This is a genomic window from Aurantiacibacter sp. MUD61 (assembly GCF_027912455.1).
In the GTDB taxonomy this organism is placed as follows: Bacteria; Pseudomonadota; Alphaproteobacteria; order Sphingomonadales; family Sphingomonadaceae; genus Alteraurantiacibacter.
Window position 1 is genome coordinate 209,889 of record NZ_CP115446.1, and the last position, 22,211, is coordinate 232,099.

The 22,211-nt window shown below is 61.9% G+C and carries 17 protein-coding genes; 11 read left to right on the forward strand and 6 right to left on the reverse strand.

The features are described 5' to 3' along the window. The first annotated feature begins 83 nt into the window (after positions 1–83). Both O2N64_RS01040 and O2N64_RS01045 read left to right on the forward strand, forming a co-directional pair. Complete coding sequence (locus O2N64_RS01040; protein ID WP_442866736.1) at positions 84–1,646, forward strand: MFS transporter; 1,563 nt, start codon at positions 84–86, stop codon at positions 1,644–1,646. After that, positions 1,639–3,060: an alpha-amylase family glycosyl hydrolase gene (locus O2N64_RS01045; RefSeq protein ID WP_271078452.1), complete on the forward strand. Its 1,422-nt coding sequence runs from the start codon at positions 1,639–1,641 to the stop codon at positions 3,058–3,060. The genes O2N64_RS01040 and O2N64_RS01045 overlap by 8 nt, the downstream gene beginning before the upstream one ends. On the opposite strand, the gene O2N64_RS01050 is transcribed toward O2N64_RS01045, so the two are convergent. The 4 genes from O2N64_RS01050 to O2N64_RS01065 are packed head-to-tail and all read right to left on the reverse strand — an operon-like array spanning position 3,054 to position 9,698. Further along, positions 3,054–6,317, reverse strand: coding sequence for an efflux RND transporter permease subunit (locus O2N64_RS01050; protein WP_271078453.1), 3,264 nt, complete (start codon positions 6,315–6,317; stop codon positions 3,054–3,056). The genes O2N64_RS01045 and O2N64_RS01050 overlap by 7 nt on opposite strands. After that, positions 6,314–7,588, reverse strand: a complete 1,275-nt coding sequence (locus tag O2N64_RS01055; protein WP_271078454.1) for an efflux RND transporter periplasmic adaptor subunit — start codon at positions 7,586–7,588, stop codon at positions 6,314–6,316. Before O2N64_RS01055 ends, O2N64_RS01050 begins: the two co-directional genes overlap by 4 nt. Further along, positions 7,585–9,072, reverse strand: a complete 1,488-nt coding sequence (locus O2N64_RS01060) for an efflux transporter outer membrane subunit (protein WP_271078455.1) — start codon at positions 9,070–9,072, stop codon at positions 7,585–7,587. Before O2N64_RS01060 ends, O2N64_RS01055 begins: the two co-directional genes overlap by 4 nt. Next, complete coding sequence (locus O2N64_RS01065; RefSeq protein WP_271078456.1) at positions 9,069–9,698, reverse strand: CerR family C-terminal domain-containing protein; 630 nt, start codon at positions 9,696–9,698, stop codon at positions 9,069–9,071. Before O2N64_RS01065 ends, O2N64_RS01060 begins: the two co-directional genes overlap by 4 nt. A 152-nt stretch (positions 9,699–9,850) precedes the next feature. Between O2N64_RS01065 and bchI the strand changes: the two genes are divergently transcribed. From bchI to O2N64_RS01085, 4 genes are read left to right on the forward strand one after another with little or no spacing between them, the layout of a single operon-like run. Next, positions 9,851–10,852 (forward strand): magnesium chelatase ATPase subunit I, encoded by a 1,002-nt coding sequence (gene bchI, locus O2N64_RS01070; RefSeq protein ID WP_271078457.1) that lies wholly within the window; start codon positions 9,851–9,853, stop codon positions 10,850–10,852. Beyond that, positions 10,849–12,546 carry a magnesium chelatase subunit D gene (locus O2N64_RS01075; RefSeq protein WP_271078458.1) on the forward strand — a complete coding sequence of 566 codons (1,698 nt, stop codon included), beginning with the start codon at positions 10,849–10,851 and terminating at the stop codon, positions 12,544–12,546. The genes bchI and O2N64_RS01075 overlap by 4 nt, the downstream gene beginning before the upstream one ends. Next, positions 12,543–13,439, forward strand: a complete 897-nt coding sequence (gene bchO / locus O2N64_RS01080; protein WP_271078459.1) for an alpha/beta fold hydrolase BchO — start codon at positions 12,543–12,545, stop codon at positions 13,437–13,439. The genes O2N64_RS01075 and bchO overlap by 4 nt, the downstream gene beginning before the upstream one ends. Further along, on the forward strand, positions 13,436–13,615 hold the full coding sequence (locus tag O2N64_RS01085; protein ID WP_271078460.1) for a hypothetical protein: 180 nt from the start codon (positions 13,436–13,438) through the stop codon (positions 13,613–13,615). The genes bchO and O2N64_RS01085 overlap by 4 nt, the downstream gene beginning before the upstream one ends. Here O2N64_RS01085 and O2N64_RS01090 read toward each other — a convergent pair. Together O2N64_RS01090 and crtD are read right to left on the reverse strand one after the other, a co-directional pair. Next, positions 13,562–14,281, reverse strand: a complete 720-nt coding sequence (locus tag O2N64_RS01090; protein ID WP_271078461.1) for a hydroxyneurosporene dehydrogenase — start codon at positions 14,279–14,281, stop codon at positions 13,562–13,564. The genes O2N64_RS01085 and O2N64_RS01090 overlap by 54 nt on opposite strands. Positions 14,282–14,400: 119 nt before the next feature. Continuing rightward, positions 14,401–15,939 (reverse strand): 1-hydroxycarotenoid 3,4-desaturase CrtD, encoded by a 1,539-nt coding sequence (gene crtD, locus O2N64_RS01095; protein WP_271078462.1) that lies wholly within the window; start codon positions 15,937–15,939, stop codon positions 14,401–14,403. Between crtD and O2N64_RS01100 the strand changes: the two genes are divergently transcribed. The 5 genes from O2N64_RS01100 (at position 15,863) to bchZ (ending at position 22,191) form a co-directional block, all read left to right on the forward strand. After that, entirely contained in the window at positions 15,863–17,191 is a 1,329-nt protein-coding gene (locus O2N64_RS01100; RefSeq protein ID WP_271078463.1) for a methyltransferase, read from the forward strand. The genes crtD and O2N64_RS01100 overlap by 77 nt on opposite strands. A gap of 118 nt (positions 17,192–17,309) precedes the next feature. Continuing rightward, positions 17,310–18,245 carry a chlorophyll synthesis pathway protein BchC gene (gene bchC / locus O2N64_RS01105; protein ID WP_271078464.1) on the forward strand — a complete coding sequence of 312 codons (936 nt, stop codon included), beginning with the start codon at positions 17,310–17,312 and terminating at the stop codon, positions 18,243–18,245. After that, the gene (locus tag O2N64_RS01110) at positions 18,242–19,228 is read left to right on the forward strand and encodes a chlorophyllide a reductase iron protein subunit X (RefSeq protein ID WP_271078465.1); all 987 of its coding nucleotides are present in this window, start codon (positions 18,242–18,244) and stop codon (positions 19,226–19,228) included. The genes bchC and O2N64_RS01110 overlap by 4 nt, the downstream gene beginning before the upstream one ends. A 90-nt stretch (positions 19,229–19,318) precedes the next feature. Continuing rightward, complete coding sequence (gene bchY, locus O2N64_RS01115) at positions 19,319–20,755, forward strand: chlorophyllide a reductase subunit Y (RefSeq protein ID WP_271079686.1); 1,437 nt, start codon at positions 19,319–19,321, stop codon at positions 20,753–20,755. Next, the gene (bchZ, locus tag O2N64_RS01120; RefSeq protein WP_271078466.1) at positions 20,752–22,191 is read left to right on the forward strand and encodes a chlorophyllide a reductase subunit Z; all 1,440 of its coding nucleotides are present in this window, start codon (positions 20,752–20,754) and stop codon (positions 22,189–22,191) included. Before bchY ends, bchZ begins: the two co-directional genes overlap by 4 nt. The last annotated feature ends 20 nt before the right edge of the window (positions 22,192–22,211 follow it).

Below are 22,211 nucleotides of genomic sequence, written 5' to 3' on the forward strand. Positions count from 1 at the left end.
ACATTTCCGTGCCAGCCCGATTGAATCGGAGCAGGATGGCACGAACCATCCGCCCACGGGGAAATCGGGAAGAGGTTCTACCAATGGCATCGGTTCAGGGCGCTACGTCCATCACCACACCCGCGCGCAAGCCGCACATGGGCTGGGGCAGCCTCGCCAATATGAGCTTCGGCTTCTTCGGCATTCAGATCGGCTTCGTCCTGCAGAACGGCAACATGAGCCGCATCTTCCAAACGTTGGGCGCGAGCATGGACGATCTGCCCGCGCTATGGGTCGCAGCCCCGCTGACCGGCCTGATCGTGCAGCCCATCATCGGACACCTCTCGGACAAGACCTGGAACAGCTTCGGTCGCCGTCGCCCCTACTTCGTGACGGGCGCGCTGCTCGCGGCGATTTCGCTCTTCCTGATGCCGCTTGCACCCACATTTGCAGCGCCCCTGCTGTTTGCTGCCGCGTTGCTGTGGATTCTCGACGCAAGCCTCAACATCGCGATGGAGCCGTTCCGAGCCTTTGTCGGCGACATGCTCGACAAGTCACAGCATGCGACCGGCTATGCGGTGCAAACAGCATTCATCGGTGCGGGCGCGGTTGTCGCGGCGATCTTCCCATGGCTGCTCGACCAGTTCGGCGTGAGTAATGTCGCTGCCGACGGGCAAATCCCGGATACGGTCAAATGGAGCTTCTGGGCAGGCGGCGTTGCCCTGTTCACCGCGATCATGTGGACGGTATTCACGACCAAGGAATATTCACCCGAACAGATGGCCGCGTTCGAGGCTGCACGTGAGGTCGATGAAGGCGAAAGCGTCAACGCGCTTGCTTCCAAGAGCTATATCTCGCCGCTGTTGTGGATCGTCGCCGGAGCAATTGTCGCGCTGTCGGTCGAGCCGCTTGAATTGCAGAAGGAAATCTACCTGCTCGGCGGCCTGCTCGCGACCTATGGCGTGCTGAGCGCTCTCGGAATTTCCATGGCCAAGCGTGGCAAACACGCGAACATGCTGTCCAGCATCGTCGGCGATTTCTCGGGCATGCCGGAGACAATGAAGCGGCTCGCGCTCGTGCAGTTCTTCAGCTGGTCTGCGCTCTTCATCATGTGGATCTATTCCGGCCCAATCGTATCGCAATATTTCTACGGCAGCGCCGATCCGACCACCGCCGCCTACAACGAGGGCGCGAACTGGTGGAACCTCATTTACACCGTGCAGAACGGTGTGGCCGCAGTCGCAGCGCTGCTGGTGCTGCCCGCTCTCGCCCGCAATTTCGGCAAGGCGCGCACGCATATGACATGTCTGCTGCTCGGCGCACTCGGCTTCCTCGGCTTTTTCGTGCTGCGCGATCCGAACCTGCTGATCGTCTGCGAAGTGTTGAAAGGCATTGCCTGGGCATCGATCCTCGCCATGCCTTACGCGATTCTCGCAAGCAGCCTGCCTCAGAAGAAGCTCGGCATCTACATGGGCCTGTTCAATATTTTTATCGTCGTCCCGCAGCTCCTCGTCGCCACGGTGATGGGCAGCGTGATGAACGCCTTTTTCCCGGGCGAACCGATCTGGACGATGCTGTTCGCCGCCGCCAGCTGGACGCTCGCCGGCCTCGCCATGCTGCGCGTGCAGGTGCCGGGCGAAACCTCAACGGAGACTGTAAATGCGTAAATTTCTGATCGGCGCTGCTGCCACTGCCCTTATTGCAGGCGGAGCCTATGCCATGGGTACGGGTGCGGAGGAGCCTGCCGCGAACGCCCAAAACGATCCGTGGACGCCGCAGTCCTACGTCCAGATCGAGAATCCGGAGTGGAGCCGCGATGCGGTGCTCTACCAGATCAATACCCGTCACTTCACCGAAGAAGGCACTTTCGCAGCGGCTGAGGAAGAGCTTCCGCGCCTCGCTGAAATGGGCGTCGATATCCTGTGGCTGATGCCGATCCACCCGATTGGCGAAGTGAACCGCAAGGGCACGCTCGGCAGCCCCTATTCGGTGCAGGATTATTACGCGGTCAATCCCGAATTCGGGACCGAAGAGGATTTCCGCAGCTTCGTCGATGCAGCGCATGAGCAGGGTTTCAAGGTCATCCTGGATCTCGTTGCCAACCACACCGCCTGGGACAACGAACTCGCGACCGAACATCCCGATTGGTATGAAAAGACCTGGGACGGCAATTTCCGCCCGACACCATGGTGGGACTGGTCCGACATCATCGATCTCGACTGGTCGCAGCCGGGCGTGCGCGAACATGTCGGCCTCGCCATGGAATATTGGGTACGCGATTTCGAGATAGACGGCTTCCGCGCCGATGTCGCAGGCTATGTCCCTGTCGATTTCTGGGAGACCATGCGCGCACGGCTTGATGAAATCCGCCCGGTCTTCATGCTCGGCGAAGTGCAGGAAACCTCCTACCACCGCGCTAGTTTCGATGCGACCTATGCGTGGGACTGGCACCACACCAGCAAGGACATCGCGCAGGGCCGCGGCAATGCGACCAGCCTGTTCGGCTATTACGCCGAGAACGAAAGCCTGTGGCCGCGCGAAGCCATGCGCATGACCTATATCGAGAACCACGACAGCAATGCGTGGGAAGGCACGATTTTCGAGAACTATGGCGACGCGCTCGAAGCGATGACGGCGCTCAGCTTCACCGGCGAAGGCCTGCCGCTGATCCACAATGGTCAGGAAGCCTGCAATGCCAAGCGGCTTGAATTCTTCGAGCGCGATCCGATCGACTGGAGCCAGGGCGAGGATTGCGAATACGGAGAGTTGCTGACCGATCTCATCGCTTTCCGCACCGCCAATCCCGCACTGCACAATGGCCGCTGGGGCGCGCGCATGCAGCAGGTCGTCAACGATCGGCCCGAGCAGCTGTTCGGCTGGGTGCGCGAGCAGGATGGCAACAAGGTCGTCGGCCTGTTCAACCTGTCGGGCAGCCCTGTCGAGGCAACGTTGTCAGACGGTATCGCGGCAGGCACCTATTCGGAATTCCGCACTGGTGAAGCTGTCACTCTGGCAGAGGGCGATACGGTATCGCTGCCCGCCTGGGGCTTCCGTCTGCTGGCGCGCCGTAACGATCAATAAGCGAGCGTGAGCTGCGGGTAAGGATCGTCCCGCCCAAAGGCGAGGGCGATCCGCTTCTTCGCACGCATGTGAATGATCGCCAGCGAGGGGATCACCAGCATCAGCAGCGATGTTCCCACCAGCACGCCGAAGCCAAGGCTGGCGGACATGGGGATCAGGAACTGCGCCTGCAGGCTCGTCTCGAAAGTGATCGGGGCGACGCCTAGGAACGTGGTTATGGCCGTCAACATGATCGGCCGGAACCGCGTTTTCGCCGCGTCCACCATCGCTTCTTCGGGCGGCATGCCCTGTTCGAGATTCTCGTTCAGGAAGTCTATCAGCACCAGCGACCCGTTGATGATCACGCCCGAAAGCGCGACGATTCCGAACACCGACAGAATGCCTAGTGGAATGCCCAGCAAGAGGTGCCCCAACAGCGCTCCAAGCAGGCCGAAGGGGATGGCCGCCATGATGATCATCGGCTGCGTGTAGGATTTGAACGGGATCGCCAGCAGGGCGTAAATGACGATCAGCGCCAGGCCGAAAGCAGCACCCAGATCGCCAAAGCTTTCCTGCTGTTCTTCCTGCTCGCCGCCCAGTGAATATCGCATGTTCGGATAGTCAGCCAGGATCGGAGGCAATATCTCCTGCTCCAGCACCATATTCGCTTCCTGACCCGTAATCACATCATCATCGATATCGGCTGAGATGGTCACCACGCGGCGGCCATCCTCGCGGCGGATAACCGAAGGCGCCTGCGTAAAGCTGGCATCGGCAATCGCGCCGACCGAGGTAAAGCCACCCGGCGTGCGGACGCGGAAACTTTCGACATCGGCAATCGAATCCCGCTCGCTTTCAGGCAGGCGAATGTAGACGCGAACGTCCTCACGGCCGCGCTGCACCCGCACCGCTTCGGCACCGAAAAACGCTGCGCGCACCTGGCTGGCGACATCCTGCAAGGTGATACCGAGCGTGCGCGCTTCGGGCTTTAGACGCAATTCGATCTCGCGCATTCCCGCATCCTGATCGCTTTCGATGTCGAAAACGCCCGTGACGGTCTGCAACTCGGCAACAATCCGGTCATCGACCTGATCGAGCACGGCCGGATCGGGATGCGAAATCTGCACATTTACCGGATCGCCGACGTTGAGCAGTGCGGAGGAAATGGTGAACGAACGCGCCTCCGGCACTTCACCCAGTTCCTCGCGCCACGCATCCTCCAGCTCAGCCGCGGAAATGTCGCGCTCGTTTGCAGGGACGAGCGACATTTCAATGTCGGCCAGTGAGGGACGGAAAGTGGATTGCAGACCGTCCGGCCCGCCCTGCACCTGCCGCAGGCCGATGGAGGTGAAGATGCCTTCAAGGAACGGTGCCTCGGTCGGTTCGCCATCGTAAAAGCGCGCCAGGGCGCGGTCGCCAGCTGCTTCGATACGTGCGACCACTTCTTCTGTGTTGTCGATTGTGGTCCCGGCAGGCATTTCCAGCCGCGCCGTCACCCGGTCGCCTTCGATATCGGGGAAGAACGCCACTTTGATCAGCCCGCCGGGGATCATGGCGAAGAAAACGATCAGCAGCGCGACCGAGGCCGAAAGAACAAGAAACGGCATTTTGACGCACACCTGGAGCGCGCGATCGAGCGGCCCGTCGATGAATGCCCTCAGCTTCTCGTCGACGGTCTTCTGCAGCTTCTCGAAGAACCGGGTGACCCTGTTGGTCGCGGCAGTACCAGCGGCTGGCAAATGGCTGAGGTGATGCGGCAGGACAAGCAAAGCCTCGACCAGAGAAAGCGCCAGGACTGCCAGCACGACGAGAGGAATATCGGCGAGGATCTTGCCGATAGTCCCACCCACAGCCAGCAGCGGCGCGAAGGCCGTGATGGTTGTCAGGACAGCGAAGATCACCGGTATGCGCACGCGCTGCGCCCCGGCGATGGCAGCGCCCATGCCACTGCGACCGCGTTCACGCTCGGCATAGATATTCTCGCCCACCACAACCGCATCATCGACCACCAGCCCGAGCGCAAGGATAAAGCCGAAAAGCGAGAACATGTTGATGCTCGATCCGGCCCATTGGAGAATGAAAATCGCGCCGATGAAGGTCGCGCCAATGCCCACTGCGGTCCAGAAAGCGAGGCGCAGATCGAGGAACAGCGTCAGCGCAACCAGCACGAGCAGCAGGCCGAGCGCCGCATTCTTCACCAGCAGTGAGAGGCGATCTTCCAGCAGCGAGGACTGGTCGTTCCAGATCGCATAGCTGACACCTGCTGGAAGCTGGAAATCCTCTGCCAGCAAGGTCTCGACTGCATTGGCGACATCGAGCACGCGTTCGTCACTGGTGCGGAACACATCAACGAAAGCAACCGGCTGGTCATTAAAGCGGGTGATCAGATCGAAATCGGCGAATTCGTCCCGCACGGTGGCCACATCGCCGAGCCTCAATATCGCACCGTCACCGGAGCTGATGAGCACGACGTCTTCGAAATCCTGCTGGTTGTAATTCTGACCGACGGTGCGAATGCGCACCTCTTCGCTGTCGGTATCGATCGAGCCTGCCGGGCTATCGAGGCTGCTGGCAGCGACAATGCGCGATACATCGGTGAGCGAGAGATTGAGCGCGCGCAGCCGATCCTGGGGGATATCGGCAAACACCTGATAGTCACGCACGGCGCTCGTTTCGACATAGCTCACATCGTCAAGGCCCGAAAGCGCATCTTCGAGCGAATAGGCGGTTTCTTTCAGTGAGCGCTCGCTGACATCGCCATACAGGGCGATCCGCATCACCACCTGCCGTGTCGTCAATTCACGAACGTTGGGTTCTTCTGCTTCCACCGGGAACGTCTGGATCTGGTCGACTTCGGACTTCACCTCGTCCAGCGCGTCGGACATGTTGGTGCCGAGCTCCAGCTCCACATTGACGGTGCCCGAACCCTCATTGGCGGTGGAGGTGATTTCCTTCACACCCTCGATGGCGCCAACCGCCTCTTCGACGCGCTGAAGGATCGACTCCTCGATCTCCTCCGGAGTCGCACCGGGGTAATCGACCGTCACGGCGATGGTATCGAGACTGCTTTCGGCGAAGACCTCCTGAACGATGGTGCTGTAGGAGACGAGGCCTGCCACGACCATGAAGATCAGCAGCAGGTTCGCCGCCACGCCATTGCGCGCCATAAAGGCGATGATGCCCTTGCGATCGCGTGCGCGCTCGTCGGAAAAATTGCCAAACCGGTCTGTCGCGCCGTTATCGGGCGACTCTTGAGCAGGGGTAGCTGTTTCGCTCACTGGCTGCTGGCTCCGGCAAGACGCACGGCCATACCTTCTGTCGGGGCGGACAGGCTGCTGGTGACCAGATAACCGCCCTCTGCCAGCGTCGGAGTGCTGACGTAAGCGAGATCATCCGATCGCTGGATCACCCGCACAGAGAGGATCTGCAAGGCGCCATCGCGCACGACCCAAATCTCGTTGCCGGGGCGAAGGGCCCTTGCCGGAATGGCGGCATAGTTTTCGATCACCGCGCCTGTGATTTCGCCGCGCACGAAGGCACCGAGCAACAGCGGAGGTGCAGGAGTATCGACCGGTTCTTCGCCCTCCGCAACGACCTGCACACCGCCGCTCAGCGGATTGGGCACCTGCAGAAACACTTCCACGTTGCGCGTCTGTGCATCGAGGCTCACATCGGCGCGATCGACCCTCGCATCCCAGCGATAGGTCAATCCGCCGAAGTCATAAAACACGCTCGCCGGAATGCGTCCGCGCGCGCCACTGAGCAGGCCGGGGACCAGCGCCGCTTCATCGGCGGTGAGCGACAGGCGCACTTCGAAGGCGGAGGTCGAAGCGATTGCACCAAGGGCCTGTCCCGGCTGCACAAGCGTTCCAACCGAAACGCTTTCTTCTTGAACAAGCCCACGGAAAGGCGCGGTGATGCGCGTCCGGGCGAGCGACAATTGTGCGACAGAAAGGTTTGCCTGCGCACGGTCCCTTGCTGCCTGAGCGGACCGCAGCTGCGGCTCGCGCGAGGCGAGACCGTTCGTACTCGAAGGCGGAGCACTCTGCGTTGCGCCTGCCGAGGCAAGCTGGTCGGGAGGCAGGATGCGTGAGCCTCCCCCCGCCTCGCCGCGCGCGGCCTCACGCGCTCCGAAGCGCGCCAGTTCGTCGCGCGCTATCGCAACTTCCTCCTGCGCTTGCAGCACGTTCACATTTTGCGCCGCCACGTCGGCCTGCGCGATGCGGACCTGGTTTTGATAATCGGAGGCTTCGATCCGCAGCAGTGTCGCCCCGGCGGGGACCGTGCCACCTTCGCGAAACGCGGGGTGGACATAGGCCAGACGCCCGGCCACTTGCGCGCTGATCACCACCTCATCGCGCGCCTGAACCGTGCCGGTTGCGAGCACGGGAATGGGGCCAGCCGCCGCCTCAAACGCAACGGCTTCGACCAGTGGAACCTGCTCTTCGCGCGGCTGTTCTTCCGGCTCCGGACGCAGCCACACCATCAGCGCAGCGATCAGGATGGCAACGCCGAGGATGATCAGCGAGAGTTTCAATTGCTTGCTCATGAAGCGTCTCCTGCCGCGGCGGTTTCCGCAGGCTGCATTTCGAGAGAAGGTGTTTCGATGACAGGTGCCCAGTCCCCGCCGAGCGCACGGTGCACGCCAAGGCGCGCGAGCGCTGTCGCGCGGGCGGAGCCAGACAGGCTGGCTTCGACCTGACGGACAGTGCGCAAAGCATCGAGATAGGTGATGTAGCTGCCGACACCTGCCGCATAGCGACGACGTTGCAGATCGAGCGATGCCTCTGCCTCGCGCAATTGGGCGGTGATCAGGACATAGCGGCGGCGCTGCTGGTCATACTCCGCCAGCGCGTTTTCGACCTCGGTAAACGCCGTGACCACGCTGCGCGCATAGGCGGCCGCGTTCTGATCGTAAGCCGCGCGCGCCGCGCGGATATTGGCGGAAATTCGTCCGCCGTCGATGATCGGCGCAACGATATTCGCCGCAAGTGAGGCAGCCCAATTGTCGAGAATATTGAGCGCACTGCCAATCCCGTCACCCTGCGAGCCGATGGAGGCAGAGAGACTGAGCCGCGGGAAGCGCTCGGCCCGGCGTGCACCGATGCGCAGGCGCGATGCCTCCAGCCGCGCCCATGCCGCAGCGACATCGGGTCGCTGCTGGAGCAATTGCGTAGAAAGGCCCGTCGGGACATCTTCGAAAACCAGTTGCGGTGTCAGATCACCCTCGAGCAGTTCCGACACTTCGCCGCGATAGGTGCCGAGCAGGATTGCCATGCGCCCTTCATTCGCGGCCAAGGCGGCTTCCAGCTGCGGTACGGACGCCTGCGTGGCGCGCAATTGCTGCTGCACCTGATAAAGCTCGAAACTCTGCACCAGACCGCGCTCAAATCGCTCATTCGTTCGATCGGCACGATCCTGCAGCACGTCCGCAGTTTCTTGCGCGAGCGTGAGCTGGCGCCGGGTGTCGACGATATCGAAATAGGCGGCGATCACCTCTGCCGCGGTGGCGAGGCGGATCGTGCGGAAATCATATTCGGTGGCAATGGCGTCTGCGCGGGCGGCGAGCAAATCGTTGCGCGCACGGCCAAAGAAATCCACTTCATAGGCCGCGCCAAGGCTGAGCGAGACGGTGTCGTTCTCGATCCGGTCGATGCCTCCGCCGCCCAATCCTCCGAAGGCGCTGCCCGCCAGCGGCGTGCTGGAGGATGTTGCGCCTCCATTGACATTAAGCGTTGGCAGAAGCGCGCTGCGCGCGATGCGGGCCTGTGCGCGGGCCTGCTCTACGCGCGCGGCGGCCTCGGCAATGTCGAAGTTCTGGACCAGCGCCGTTTCGACAAGCGCGTTGAGCGTCGGGTCCTCGTAAGTCGTCCACCACGCCGCTGGCACATAGTCGCCATTGTCGGAGGCGAATGCGTAGCTCTCGGGCATTTCCGCCGCGACTACCGGTACTTGCGGGTCGGGAGCCAGCGAGATGCAGCCGCTCAGCACAAGCGGTGCCGCCAGAATGGAGCAGGCGAATTTCCGGTTCATCGCTGTCCCTCCTTCGAAACTGGGTGAGCAAGCACTTCGCGAACGGTTGCCTCCAGCCGTTCGAGGACCTGGGCACCCAGCCTATCGTCGATATCGGTCACTTCCATGAACATGCAGAGCGACATGCGTGAACTGCGCAGCGAAATGGCCATGCTCAGGAGGAAGAAGACAGTCGCATTCACATCCTCGGCTGAAAGATCGGGGCGCAGGATGGTGACATGCTGCTTCAGCGCATCAACCATGGGTGCAATGTCGCGCTGGAAGTATTCGCGCATGACCGATTGCGAGCTCTGCTGCTCACGGGCCACGAAGCGCGCGAGCGGCTCTGCCTCATCGCTCAGCATGAAGGCACCAATCGTGCGCAGCACTGCACAAACGCGCTCGATCCGAGTCGCAGCATCGATATCCGGTGGTACGGGCTGGGAAAATTGGTGGCGGCTGACCTCTGCAAAACGCTGGACGATTGCCTCGGCAGCGGCGCGATACAGTCCCTCTTTCCCTTTGAAATGATAGGTGATGTTGCTCATCGTCGTGCCCGCCTCGGACGCGATATCGCGCGTGCTCGCACCATCGAAGCCACGCTCGCCAAACTGCCGGATGGCGGTGCTGATGAGTTTGTTCTTCATGCGAGCCGAATACTGTTCGGTCGAACGAATTGCCAGTAGTTCTTTGGCCTAGGTCCCAAATTTCATCATTGAGATGCCAAGTGCAGAGGGCATTTTTGTTTTCACAATCAACGCTTGCCCTGACGCTCCGATTTGTCCAGATTGCCTGACACGTGAGCAGGTTCCCTTTTTCCGCCATCGTCGGACAGGACGAGATGAAGCTGGCGCTGCTGATCGCGGCGGTCGACCCTTCTATTGGCGGGGTGATGGTGTTTGGCGATCGCGGTACGGGCAAAAGCACCGCTGCCCGCGCGCTGGCCGCCCTGCTTCCTCCCATATCCATCGCCGAGGGCTGCCGATATGGATGCACGCCGGATCAATCGGGCAGCTGCCCCGATCCCTGCACGTCCAAACGGGCGCGCAAAGTGCCGGTGCCATTCGTCGATCTCCCATTGGGCGCGACGGAAGACCGCGTCCTTGGCGCGCTCGACCTGGAACAGGCCTTGCGCTCGGGCGAGAAGGCGTTCGAGCCGGGCTTGCTCGCCAAGGCGCACCGCGGCTTTCTCTACATCGATGAAATCAATCTGCTGGAAGATCATCTGGTCGACCTGCTGCTCGACGTCGCCGCGTCGGGCGAGAATGTGGTCGAGCGCGAAGGCCTTTCCATCCGCCACCGCGCCAACTTCGTGCTGATCGGCAGCGGCAACCCCGAAGAAGGCGAATTGCGCCCACAATTGCTCGATCGCTTCGGCCTGTCTGTAGAAGTGCGCACGCCCGAGGCCATCGAGGACCGCGTTGAAATCATGCGGCGCTGCGGCGCGCAGGAACGTGATGCAGAGGCCTTCGCCAAGGAATGGGCTGGGGAGGAGGAGAAGGTCCTCAAGCAGATCGCCCGCGGCCAGGCCAAGCTCGCCAAACTCACCGTACCCGACGATGTGCTGACCGACGCTGCCAATTTGTGTGCCGAGGTGAAAGCCGATGGGCTGCGCGGCGAGTTGACGCTGATGCGCGCTGCTCGTGCACTCGCTGCCCTGAAAGGCGCAAAAGCCGTGCGCCGCGAACATCTGATCGAAGTCGCGCCGCTAGCCCTGCGCCACCGATTGCGCCGCGATGTGCTCGATGAAACCGGCTCCACCGTCCGTATCGAGCGGGCGATATCCGAACTCTTCGGATGAGCGGGCAAGAGCCAGCGGACAATCCATCCCCCCTCGCGGATGCGCTGCTCGCCGCACGGCTATTGGCAATCGCGCCCGCAGCACTCGGCGGGATGAACCTTCGCGGTGGCGGTCCTGCGCGTGATCTGGTTCTCGCTGCGCTGAAAAGCGGTTTTCCAACCCGCCGCATCCCGCCGCACATCGATGAGGAGCGTTTGCTGGGCGGGGTCGATATCGTCGCCAGCCTGACGGCAGGAAAACCTGTCATGCAAAAGGGGCTCCTCGCAGATGCGGATGGCACACTGCTGATCGCGCCCATGGCAGAGCGGATGCGCGATGGCCTTGCCGGCAGACTGGCTCAGACGATCGACGCCAAGGCTGGCTTCGGCCTGATCCTGCTCGACGATGGGCGCGAGGCAGATGAGCGTGCCCCCGCAACGCTGCTCGATCGGATCGCCTTTCACTGTGAACTGTCGGACGTCACCTCGCTACAGTCGGACGATAGCGAAAGGCCGAAAGCCCATGACATAAGCTCTGTCGCCCCGGCCTCCGATGAGACGCTCAAAACGCTCGCTGGCGTGGCGATGGCCCTCGGTGTGGACTCGGCGCGCCCGCTACTTTTCGCCCTGAATGCTGCGCGCGCGCACGCGGCTCTGTCTGGTCGCGGGGAGATTGCACAGGACGATCTCACCGCCGCCGCGCGACTAGTCCTGGCCCCGCGTGCCACGCGCATTCCGCAATCGCCTGAAGAACAATCGGCGGAAGAGCCTCCGCCACCTCCTCCCGACCATTCCGATACGCCAGGCGAGAGCGAAGAGCAGCAAACGGGCGAACAGATCCCGGACGACCTCGTGCTCGAGGCTGCGCTGGCAGCGATCCCGCCCGATGTGCTTGAGATGATTGCGAAGGACGACGGTCGGCGCAGCGCGAGCAGCGGTGGGAGCGGCAATCGCGCCAAGTCGAAGCTGCGCGGAAAGCCGCTCGGTGCGCGCCCCGGCCAGCCGCGCGATGGTGCGAGGCTAGCCATCATCGATACGTTGAGAAGCGCGGTTCCATGGCAACCCTTGCGGCAGCGCGAGAGCGGCAGTGACACGCTGCAAATCCGCAGAACCGATCTGCGCATCCGCCGTTTTGAGGAGCGGGCTGCCAGCGTTACGGTGTTCTGTGTTGATGCATCAGGCTCGGCTGCTGCGGCGCGTCTCGCCGAAGCCAAGGGTGCAGTCGAGCTGATCCTCGCCCAAGCCTATGTCAAACGCAGCGAAGTCGCCCTGATCGCCTTCCGCGGGACGGGTGCAGACTTGCTGCTTCCCCCCACCCGCTCGCTCACCCGCGCGCGCCGGGCGCTGGCAGGTTTGCCCGGTGGGGGCGGTACGCCGCTCGCGTCGGGACTTGCTCTGGCGCGCGAACTCGGCACCTCGATCGCAAGCCGCGGCAACACGCCGTTCCTTGTCGTGCTGACCGATGGCAGCGCCAATATTGCCGCCGATGGCACGCCGGGCCGCAAAAAGGCGCGCGAAGATGCCCAGACCGCTGCCAAAGCCGTGGCGACAAGCGGCCTTGCGGCACTGGTGATCGATATTGCTCCGCGGCCAAGGGACGATGCCGCCAAACTAGCTGCGGACATGCGCGCGCGCTACCTACCGCTGCCATTTGCGGATGCGCAGGCGCTCAGCAAAGTCGTGCTGGCTGCGCAACCAGAAAAGCAAACCGCATGAGATCGCCGCTCAACCGCGAGAGTGAATTGCCCAATTGGCCCAATGCGGAGGCCTCCCGCTTCGTCACTGCCGGCGGGCTCGACTGGCATGTGCAGCAAGTGGGCGAAGGCCCCAGCCTCCTCCTGCTGCACGGCACCGGAGCGTCCTGCCACAGCTGGGCCGGAGTGATGGAGAAGCTGGCGCAGGATTTCACGCTGATAGTGCCGGATCTGCCGGGGCACGGCTTTACAGCGGGTTCGCTGCGTGGCGGGCCTACGCTGCCGAATGTGACGAAGGCCCTGTCGGCGCTCATGGATGAGCTTGGTCAGCATCCTGATGCCATCGCCGGCCATTCTGCGGGTGTCGCCATTGCGCTGGACTACGCTCGCACCCACGCCCCGAAGATCCCGGTCATCGGTTTCGGACCGGCGATCACGCCATTTCCCGGCCTCGCCGCAAAGCTGTTTCCGGCGATGGCGAAAATGCTGTTCGTCAATCCCCTCGTCCCGCGAATTTTCGCTGCGACCACCCGCATTCCGGGCGAAACCGAGAGATTCTTGCGCAGGGCTACGGGCTCCACAATCGCGCCCGAATATCTCGCCTGTTACGAGGCACTCCTTGGCAATCACCGCCACTGCGAAGGCGCGCTGGAGATGATGGCGAATTGGGATCTCGACACTTTCAGCGAGGGATTGGGCGAAGTCTCCAATCCGGTCTTGCTGGTCCATGGCCGCAAGGACAAGGCCGTGCCGACAGGCGCGGTGGATGGCGCGGCATCGCGGCTTCCGAACGCGAAACTCACCCTGCTCGATAATCTCGGCCATCTGGCGCATGAGGAGGCCCCGCAAACCGCGGCGCAGTTGATCAACGGCTTCGCCAATGAGCATCCCATCACAAAGGCCAAGGCCTTATGAATTTCGGCGTCATCGAAATCGTGTTCTTTGCTGTCACCGCGCTCGGCTTTGGCCTTTACCAGCTCTGGTCAGTCAATCGCGAGATCAAGAAAGACAGGGCGCGCAAGGCCGCCGAAGATCAATCAGCCGCGCTTCCGGGGCATGCGGAAAGGGAGCATGAACTGGGTGATCGGTGACTTGAACCGGTCCAGATCGAGGCTTTCCTGCACTGCCACGACCCGCTCCCCATACAACTGCGTCAGCAATTGCGACCGGGCGTAAAACGGACTGTCCTCCCAGGTATCGAGCGCCCGCGCATGGCCCCTGTCGGCCCGCGTCTTGCGTTCGATCTGCCAGAAGGTGTTGGGCAGCGGCGCAACCATCGGCAGTTCTGCGGGTTCGGGCGAGCCATCCTTGGCGAAACGCAGTGCGCTGGCGAAATGCGACCCATCCCGGCGCACGCCTTCGTAATTGACGACGCTGCCCTCGCGGCAATGCGCGCGTGACCAGTGCCAGACGCGGAAACCCTCTTCGAGCGACTCCTCGCCTGAATTGCTGTCGAGATAGCCTTCGCCGTTCCAGCTGATTCCAGGCTCATCCATGCGAAGCTCGATGCGCGCGCGCGGTGCCAGGCAATGCCAGCGATGGCGTGCGTCGGGATCAAGGCCGAAAGGCACCGTATTGATCGCGCGCGGGATGACACGCAACTTGCCGCGTACCCGGCGATGAATTGGATTGAAAAGGCGCGTGTCGCGCTCGACGATGTCGATTTCCAGCGCCTCGCCTGTCCACCGCACATTGCTCGGTCCGATCTGAAGCTGGTCCGCTTCCTGCACGGCCGCGCCCCGTGATCGCTCTGTCATCGTCCAGCGCGCCTTGGGACCATACAGCGCGATGTTGAGGCAGGTGTGATCGAGCGGATCGCCTCTGCCGCTGCGCTTGTAATAGGGGCTGAAAACACTGCCGATAAAGGCGATGACCGTCAGCCCGTATTGCCCGTCGTCGCTGATGGCATCGACATACCACCAGGCATAGCCGCCGGGTGGAACCGGCGTGTCGAAGCGAGGTCTGTCATGACCGTGCGGGCCGCCAACTGCCCGGATAAGGCGGCCATCGGCACGCCCGCCCCGGGGTGGGTGCTTCCACCCGCGAAGTAAAGCCCAGGGATCCGCGTCCTCGTGCCTTGGCGGAGGAAGGATGCCGCCCACCCGTGCGAGGCCCGTCCATAGATCGCTCCGCCGGTCGAGGGCAAAAAGCTCTCGAATTCGTTCGGCGTCAGCAATTGATGGCGGAAATCCTTCTCCAGCTCCAGCCCGCAGCGGGCCAGTGTCCGGCTCATCGCCCTCGTGCATTGCTCTCTCTCCTCGGACGAATAGGTGTGTGTGTCCCCATTGGCGGGCGCGTTGACGATGATTTGAAAACGCTCTCGCCCTGAAACAGCCTCGCCTTTCTCGCGGTCCATTGCGCAGACATATACCGTGGGGTCGCGGGGCGGCGTACCTGCCCGGATGTCGGTAAATTCGCGCTCATAGTCGGGCGAGAAGAATACATTGTGCCGCTTCAGCGGAAATCCGATTGTCTCTGCATTGGACAGCCAGACCATGGCGGAAAAGGACCGGTTGCTGCGCATATGTGTCCGGGCCGCGCGGCTTGCGTTTTTGCCGAAGCGCCCATTGGCCAAGGCCGCTGGATCGGCGTTCACGATCACACGGTCCGCAGCGATATGCTCACCGCTATCCAGCGTGACACCAGACGCTTTTCCGCGGTTTGTTTCGATTGAGGCGACTGAACTCCCGAAGCGGTAGCGTGCCCCCTGCGCTTCGCCGATGTTCTGCAAGCCGCGGGCAAGCGCGCTCATTCCGCCTTCGATCAGCCAGACACCCTTGGCCTCGACATGCGCGATCAACATCAGCGTTGCTGGCGCATCGAAAGGCGACGAGCCGCAGTAGGTGGCATAGCGCGCGTATAGCTGTCGCAGGCGCTGATCTTTCAAATGCTCGCCGAGGACTTTCCACAAACTCTCGTAAGGTCGCACCGCTGAGAGTTCGCCCATTCGCGAGAGACCGATGCGGCGAATGAATTGCGGTGGCCAGGATACTTTGCCCTGCCTCAGCAATGGCGCATCGAGAATATCGTAAATACGCTTCGCCTCTGCGCGCATGGAGCGGAAACCGCGCGCGGCCTCGGCACCGGCGAAATCACCTATGGCTTCTTCGCTGCGATCAGGATCTGCAAACAGGTCAAGCCGCTCATCCATGCTCCATGCATGACGTGCGAGCGTTTCGGCGGGGCGCACATTGACATGATCCGACAAGCGCGCGCCGCATTCCGCGAAAATCTCTTCGAACACTTCGCGAAGAGTGAAGACCGTCGGGCCAGCGTCTATTTCAGCGCCATCTATTGAAAAGCGTCGCGCTTTGCCGCCAGCATGCGCGGCCTTCTCAATGACGGTCACGCGGCACCCTTTTCCAGCCAACAACGCAGCCGAACACAGGCCGCCAATCCCCGCGCCGATAATCACGACGTGGTGGTCTCCTTGCGGCGCGGCATGCGAGGCTGATGGTGCTGTCAGGTCGCCCCCTTTCGAAACGAAGATCATTGACCTTTACACCGCATCTGTCCAGTTCATTGGACATATGGCGGATCAATTTTCTCGATCTGGTGCAGCTGCGCCGTCCTCATGGAAAATCCGCTGGGTGGCTCAACGTAATCGAATTCTTGGCTCTCCCGCCTTCCAGAATTGGACTTCGAGATTTTGGCCAATGTCGCTGGTTGCCCGCTACAAAGCTAGACAGGCTTTCGACCTTGTGGCGGGCTTCACCTACTCTCAGACCCTTCTCGCATGCGTTGAATGCGGGTTACTCGATTTGCTGGCGACGGGACCCTGCGATCTTCCCAAGATCGCCGAACACACCGAGCTTTCGCACGACGCAGCGCTTCGGCTGGTGAAAGCGGCGGCTGCGATCGATCTGGCACAGGAGGTTTCATCAGATTGCTGGATGCTCGGCAAACAGGGCGCTGCTCTTCATGCAAATGAAGGCGCCATCGCCATGGTGCGCCACCACCGGCTGCTTTACCGCGACCTCACCGATCCGCTGGCTCTGCTGCGCGCAGACCGGAAGCAAGAGACGGCGCTTTCCCAATTCTGGCACTATGCCTCCGAGCCGGACGGCGAAAAAGCTTCGGAATATTCGCAGCTTATGGCGACGTCTCAGGCGATGGTGTGCGAGCAGGTGCTCGGCGCTTACGATTTCGCGCAGCATGTCAGCTTGCTGGATATCGGCGGCGGTCACGGGCGCTTCGTTTCCGGAGTTGCCGAAGCCCATCCGGCATTGCGACTCGGCATCTTCGATCTGCCGCCGGTTCTCAAAGGAACTGCGAGTCGGCTGGCGCAGCAGGGGCTGGCGGGCCGCGTTTCGCTGCATGCAGGGGATTTCTTCCACAGCCCCATTCCCGCCGGATATGATTGCGTTTCGCTCGTGCGGATCCTGCATGATCATGACGATGAACAGGCGGTCCATCTGCTGACCGAGATCCGCAAAGCACTGCCGCCCGGCGGACGGCTCATCATTGCCGAACCGATGGCCGATACCCCCGGTGCCAAGGGCATGGGAGACGCGTATTTTGGCCTTTATCTCTGGGCCATGAATTCCGGACGCCCGCGCTCAGCAAAGGAAATTTCAAAGATGCTGCGCGCTGCCGGTTTTGCCCGCTCCGGTCAGGTACGAACACGCCAGCCTTTGCTGTGCAGCGTGATTGTAAGTTTTCTTTGACATAGATCATTGTCTTCTAAAATTGACACTCGGTGCTGTAAGGCGTAGCTAACGGTGAGGAAGAGTATCGAAAGATACCGAGAGGCCCTCACGGGACGGAAAGGGGAAGACCGGGCGCATGGATGCACACGCGGTCATTTTAGAGGCACCACGGCAGCTTGCGCTCCGCCGCCTGAACCTGTCCGAGTGCGGCCCTTCTGACGTTATCGTCGATATCGCCTGGAGCGGTATCAGCACCGGCACCGAAAAACTTCTTTGGAATGGCGAAATGCCGCGGTTTCCCGGCATGGGTTATCCGCTTGTACCTGGCTATGAATCGGTCGGCCGGATCACCGACGCTGGGCCTGACGCTCAGGACCGCATCGGCGAATGGGTCTTCGTGCCCGGCGCCACGTGCTATCAAGATGCTCGCAGCCTTTTCGGCGGCACTGCAGAGCGGGTGATCGTCCCGTCATCGCGGGCGCTTCTGGTTTCCGAATCACTTGGCAAGGACGGCGTCCTTTTCGCTCTGGCTGCGACCGCGCTGCACGCAATCTCCGGCGAAAGGCCGCCCGAGCTGATTGTCGGCCACGGCACATTGGGGCGCCTGCTCGCCCGCCTGACCATCGCTATCGGAGCGCCTGCACCCACTGTGTGGGACAACAAGCCCAGTCGCCGCAGCGGCGGGATTGGCTATGATGTGATCGCCCCGAAAGACGATGATCGCAAAGACTATGCGACCATTTATGACGCGAGCGGATATGCCGATGGTATCGACACGCTGATCGGTCGCCTCGCCCATGGCGGCGAACTGGTCCTCGCAGGCTTCTACGCCAACCGCCCAAGCTTCGCCTTCCCGCCCGCTTTCCAGAAGGAAGCGCGGATGCGCATTGCGGCGGAATGGCAGCCGCAGGATCTCGCCGTAACACGCGATCTTATCGAAACCGGCGCGCTCGATCTTTCCGATCTGATTTCGCACACCAGCCCCGCTGGCGATGCGGAGCGCGCCTATCCCACAGCCTTTCACGATACCGACTGCCTGAAAATGGTGCTCGACTGGAGCCAAGCCGCATGACGATGCTCGATACTGACGCCGCCCTGCGCGAAGAAGCCGCAATCGAACCCGATCCGGTCCACACCGGAGAGGTCAAATCGGAAACGCAGATTATCGCGATCTACGGCAAGGGTGGATCGGGCAAAAGCTTTGCCCTCTCCAACCTCAGCTACATGATGGCGCAGCAGGGCAAGCGCGTGCTGCTGATCGGCTGCGATCCGAAATCCGACACCACCAGCCTGCTGTTCGGCGGCAAGAGCTGCCCGACCATTATCGAGACATCTTCCAAGAAGAAGCTCGCGGGCGAGGAAGTGACCATCGAAGATGTGTGCTTCCAGCGCGATGGCGTTTTCGCGATGGAGCTTGGCGGGCCGGAAGTGGGTCGCGGATGCGGCGGTCGCGGCATCATCCATGGCTTCGAACTGCTCGAAAAACTGGGCTTCCACGATTGGGGCTTCGACTACGTCCTGCTCGATTTCCTCGGCGATGTGGTGTGTGGCGGCTTCGGCCTGCCGATTGCCCGCGACATGTGCCAGAAAGTGATCGTGGTCGGATCGAACGATCTGCAGTCTCTCTATGTCGCAAACAATGTCTGCCAGGCGGTCGAATACTTCCGCAAGATGGGCGGCAATGTCGGCGTCGCCGGCATGATCGTGAACAAGGATGACGGCACCGGAGAAGCGCAGGCCTTTGCTGACGCTGTTGATATCCCGGTCCTCACGGCCATTCCTGCGAATGAGGATATTCGCCGGAAATCAGCCAATTACCAGATTATCGGAACGCCCGGCGGCGAATGGGGCTCGCTCTTTGAAGAGCTGGCCGCGAATGTCGCTGAGGCTCCGCCGCGCCAGCCCACCCCTCTCGACCAGGACGGGTTGTTAGGCCTCTTCTCCCCGGAAGACACTGGTGGTGACATCACTTTGGTGCCAGCCACTCAGGCCGATATGCGCGGCGGTTCTTTTGAGCCGAAGCCAAGCCTCGAGGTTGTCTATGACGAGGTGTAGCGCTTGACCGACGGCATTGCCTCCGTGCGCGAGCGTGACACGCTCGATATCGGTTCCACCGAGGGTGGCGCATGTTCCAGCACGGAAACCATGAAGGATGCCGCGCGCAAGGCTGGCAAGAGCGAGATCCTCGATCAATATGCCGCCGACTATCCGGTGGGCCCGCATGACCAGCCGCAGAGCATGTGTCCCGCATTCGGCTCGCTTCGCGTCGGACTGCGAATGCGGCGTACGGCTACGGTGCTCTCGGGCTCGGCTTGCTGCGTTTACGGACTGACTTTCACATCCCATTTCTACGGCGCGCGCCGGACCGTGGGCTACGTGCCCTTCTCTTCCGAAACGCTCGTCACCGGCAAGCTTTTCGAAGACATCAAGGAAGCGGTCGAGGAATTGGCCGATCCGGAGAATTACGACGCAATCGTCGTCACCAATCTCTGCGTTCCCACTGCCAGCGGCGTTCCGCTGCGACTGTTGAAAAAGCAGATCAATGGGGTGCGTATTGTCGGCATCGATGTGCCGGGCTTTGGCATTCCGACACACGCTGAGGCAAAGGACGTCCTCGCTGGCGCGATGCTCAAATATGCGCGCGAGGAAGTGGCCGAGGGCCCCGTCGCCGCGCCGCGCGAGCAGAGCGACAAGCCCACCATCACCCTTTTGGGTGAGATGTTCCCCGCCGACCCGGTAGGCATCGGGATGATGCTGGAGCCGCTCGGTCTTGCAGCCGGACCGGTTGTTCCGACCCGCGAGTGGCGCGAGCTTTATTCCGCACTCGATTGCGCGGCTGTTGCTGCGATCCATCCCTTTTACACTGCCAGCGTTCGCGAATTCCAAGCTGCTGGCCGCAAAGTGCTCGGCTCAGCTCCCGTGGGGGCAGAGGGCACCGCAGCTTGGCTGGACGCCGTGGGCGAGGCGTGCGGCATTGCACAGGCCAAGGTCGATGCGTCGAAGAATGCCTTTATCGGCGCAATCAAGGGCGCGCTTGCCGCCAACCCAATCAATGGCCGGATCACCGTATCGGGCTATGAAGGTTCGGAACTACTGGTTGCGCGGCTGCTGATCGAAAGCGGCGCGGATGTGCCCTATGTCGGCTCCGCCTGCCCGCGCACGCAATGGTCCGATCCCGACCGCGAATGGCTCGAAGCCAAAGGCGTGCGCATGAACTTCCGTGCGAGCCTGGAAGAAGACATCGCAGCGATCGAAGAATTCGGTCCTGACCTTGCGATTGGCACCACGCCCGTCGTGCAGCACGCGAAGCAGAAGGCGATCCCTTCGCTCTATTTCACCAATCTCATTTCGGCCCGTCCGCTGATGGGCCCCGCTGGGGCTGGCTCGCTGGCACAAGTGATCAACGGCGCGATGGCGAACAAGGCGCGCATGGACAGCATGAGCGCTTTCTTCGACGGCGTCGGCACCGATCACACCTCGGGCGTATGGGAAGACACGCCGCAGGATCGGCCCAAGTTCAAAGCCAAATATGCCGCCCTCAACGAAGCTGCGCGCAAGGCGGCAGAGGCGGTGGGCACATGAGCCTGATCCTCGATCATGACCGCGCTGGCGGATATTGGGGCGCGACCTATGTCTTCACCGCGGTGAAAGGCCTGCAGGTGATCATCGATGGCCCGGTCGGCTGCGAGAACCTGCCCGTCACAAGCGTGCTGCATTACACAGACGGCCTGCCACCGCACGAATTGCCGATTGTCGTCACTGGCCTGGGTGAAGAAGAACTCGGCAAGACGGGTACCGAAGGCGCGATGAAACGCGCGTGGCAGACCCTCGATCCCGAATTGCCTGCCGTGGTTGTCACCGGCTCCATCGCCGAAATGATCGGCGGAGGCGTCACACCCGAAGGCACCAACATCAAGCGCTTCCTGCCGCGTACGATCGACGAAGATCAGTGGCAAAGCGCTGATCGCGCGATGAGCTGGCTATGGACCGAATTCGGCCCGAAGAAAGTGCCCAAGCTGCGCCCGCGCAAGGAAGGTGCGAAGCCGAAGGTCAATATCCTTGGCCCCGCCTACGGCATGTTCAACATGGCGAGCGACCTCGCCGAAATCCGACGCTTGATCGAAGGAATCGGCGCGGAAGTGAACATGGTATTCCCGCTGGGCAGCCATCTCGCCGATGTCCGCCGCCTTGCCGATGCTGAAGCCAATGTCTGCATGTACCGCGAATTCGGCCGCAATCTGTGCGAACTGATGGAGCGGCCCTATTTCCAGGCGCCTGTAGGTCTCGACAGCACGACGAAATTCCTGCGCGCAATCGGCGAAGAGCTGGGCCTTGACCCGGAGCCGTTTATCGAGCGCGAAAAGCACACGACCATCAAACCGCTGTGGGATCTGTGGCGCTCTGTCACGCAGGATTTCTTTGCGACCGCCAGCTTTGGTATCGTCGCGAACGAGACGTACGCGCGCGGCATCCGCAAATTCCTCGAAGACGATATGGGCTTGCCCTGCTCTTTCGCTTTCAGCCGCTCTGCCGGGGTAAAGCCGGACAATGCGGCGGTGCGCGAAGCCATTCACACCAATCCGCCGCTGATCGTTTTCGGCAGCTATAATGAACGCATGTATATGGCCGAGTGCGGAGCGCGCGGCATCTACATCCCTGCCAGCTTCCCGGGCGCAGCGATCCGTCGCCACACCGGCACGCCCTTCATGGGCTATTCGGGTGCGACCTATCTGGTGCAGGAAGTCTGCAACGCGCTGTTTGACGCGCTCTTCCATATCATTCCGCTCAGCACCGATCTGGATACGGTCGATCCCACACCCGCGCGCGCCGAAATGGCGTGGGACGAGGATGCGAAAGCGAAGCTGGATGTGCTGATCGAGGCACAACCCGTCCTGATCCGAATTTCCGCTGCCAAACGTTTGCGCGATGCCGCCGAACGTGCGGCACGTGCAGCTGGCGCGAGAAGCGTCAGTGCCGAATTGCTGGCCGATGCGCTGCTTCAGGGGGAGCGCGCATGAGGCTGACCAACACCATCCAT

What these genes read in the sequence shown, in the direction of transcription:
- O2N64_RS01065 (WP_271078456.1), bottom strand. Translation starts at nt 9,698, where the DNA reads ATGAAGAACAAACTCATCAGCACCGCCATCCGGCAGTTTGGCGAGCGT.
- bchZ (WP_271078466.1), top strand. Translation starts at nt 20,752, where the DNA reads ATGAGCCTGATCCTCGATCATGACCGCGCTGGCGGATATTGGGGCGCG.
- O2N64_RS01040 (WP_442866736.1), top strand. Translation starts at nt 84, where the DNA reads ATGGCATCGGTTCAGGGCGCTACGTCCATCACCACACCCGCGCGCAAG.
- O2N64_RS01055 (WP_271078454.1), bottom strand. Translation starts at nt 7,588, where the DNA reads ATGAGCAAGCAATTGAAACTCTCGCTGATCATCCTCGGCGTTGCCATC.
- bchC (WP_271078464.1), top strand. Translation starts at nt 17,310, where the DNA reads ATGGATGCACACGCGGTCATTTTAGAGGCACCACGGCAGCTTGCGCTC.
- O2N64_RS01060 (WP_271078455.1), bottom strand. Translation starts at nt 9,072, where the DNA reads ATGAACCGGAAATTCGCCTGCTCCATTCTGGCGGCACCGCTTGTGCTG.
- O2N64_RS01110 (WP_271078465.1), top strand. Translation starts at nt 18,242, where the DNA reads ATGACGATGCTCGATACTGACGCCGCCCTGCGCGAAGAAGCCGCAATC.
- O2N64_RS01090 (WP_271078461.1), bottom strand. Translation starts at nt 14,281, where the DNA reads ATGACAGAGCGATCACGGGGCGCGGCCGTGCAGGAAGCGGACCAGCTT.
- O2N64_RS01085 (WP_271078460.1), top strand. Translation starts at nt 13,436, where the DNA reads ATGAATTTCGGCGTCATCGAAATCGTGTTCTTTGCTGTCACCGCGCTC.
- O2N64_RS01045 (WP_271078452.1), top strand. Translation starts at nt 1,639, where the DNA reads ATGCGTAAATTTCTGATCGGCGCTGCTGCCACTGCCCTTATTGCAGGC.
- bchY (WP_271079686.1), top strand. Translation starts at nt 19,319, where the DNA reads ATGAAGGATGCCGCGCGCAAGGCTGGCAAGAGCGAGATCCTCGATCAA.
- O2N64_RS01075 (WP_271078458.1), top strand. Translation starts at nt 10,849, where the DNA reads ATGAGCGGGCAAGAGCCAGCGGACAATCCATCCCCCCTCGCGGATGCG.
- bchO (WP_271078459.1), top strand. Translation starts at nt 12,543, where the DNA reads ATGAGATCGCCGCTCAACCGCGAGAGTGAATTGCCCAATTGGCCCAAT.
- O2N64_RS01100 (WP_271078463.1), top strand. Translation starts at nt 15,863, where the DNA reads ATGACGGTCACGCGGCACCCTTTTCCAGCCAACAACGCAGCCGAACAC.